Source organism: Streptomyces sp. NBRC 110035 (genome assembly GCF_000829695.1).
Classification (GTDB): Bacteria; Actinomycetota; Actinomycetes; order Streptomycetales; family Streptomycetaceae; genus Streptomyces.
On record NZ_BBNN01000008.1, the window covers coordinates 1 to 1,112 of the forward strand.

A 1,112-nucleotide genomic window follows, 5' to 3' on the forward strand; every position below is an offset into this window, starting at 1 on the left:
CTGCTGGATTCTCTTGCCCGGCGGAAGGTGCTGCACAAGCGGCGCGAAGGTGACGGCCGGCGGTGCGTGTTCCGGCTGGCCGCCGCTTGGGAGGCTGCTTAGACGAGCGCGTCCACATGAGCGACCGCCGCCCCACGCCCGGCCAAGGTGTAGAGGCCAGCGCCTAGGCGCGGGGCGGCGGTCTCCAGCGCGGCTTGGCCGCCACCCTTGACGCTAGCGGGTTTCTGCTCGCGCGAAGAGGAGTGCCCGGCCATTTTCCCTCTATCGGGAGAACGGACAGGCATGTCCTCTTCACACATTCATCCGAGGCAGTCAGCGCGGGGTAGATCCACGTTCCCCGTCGTCACGGCACGTCTCGGGCGGCAACGGCTGGTGGCGGACTCCGTTCTCGTCCTTTGGCCAGTCCACATGGCGGGGCCAAAGCATCTCGCCCAACGTCTCCTCAAGGCTGGCCACAGTGAGCAGGTCAGGCCATGTCGAGCCAGTGAGCACGTTAGTGATGACCTGTCGGTTGACCCCCGAGGCCGCGGCGAGCGCGTTGGCGCTCAGCCCCTTGCGTTCCATTGCTTCCGCGAGTGCCCGGGCGATGGCCTGGCCGACTTGGGCTGGGCGGTAACCGCCCATCATCGCGTACGGCCAGGCGCCGGCCATGGCGTACTCCCACGGCTTCTTTCCACGTCTTGTTCCTCCAGGCACGCGACCAGTGTGACGGACGGTGCACCGACATGCGCACCTCGCCCATGGATGCTATTCAAGCAGCAGGAAGCTGGTGTAGTCAGGCCTATGTCCGCGACCAGAACGGTTCGACATTTGATTGCTCAACGAAGTGGAGGTGAGGGGCCGTGACGACGGGGCGTTCCCTGCTGGCGGCCGACGAGAAGCTGATGCCCACGCGCAAGATGCGAGCCGATCAGCAGGTAGCCGTGATCAAGGCGGCGTGCATGTCGACGGCGCCCGTGGGTGCTGCCCAACTGGCGGAGGCCACCGGGTTTTCCGCGAAGAACTGCGGGCTAGTCCCCGTGTTCGCCGTCAATACAGGGCTGCTGGTCAAGGCGCACCGGCAGACGATGTATCTCCCGAGCCGGAAAGGCCGTGCAGTGGCACGCGCCTTC

At 66.2% G+C, this 1,112-nt stretch carries 1 protein-coding gene and 1 pseudogene; one reads left to right on the top strand and one right to left on the bottom strand.

The annotated features are described in order from the left end of the window. Positions 1 to 312 precede the first annotated feature (312 nt). Complete coding sequence (locus TU30_RS00055; protein WP_042162974.1) at positions 313 to 651, bottom strand: helix-turn-helix domain-containing protein; 339 nt, start codon at positions 649 to 651, stop codon at positions 313 to 315. A gap of 191 nt (positions 652 to 842) precedes the next feature. Here TU30_RS00055 and TU30_RS00060 point away from each other — a divergent pair. Further along, positions 843 to 1,112: pseudogene (locus tag TU30_RS00060) on the top strand (hypothetical protein); the annotation flags it as partial.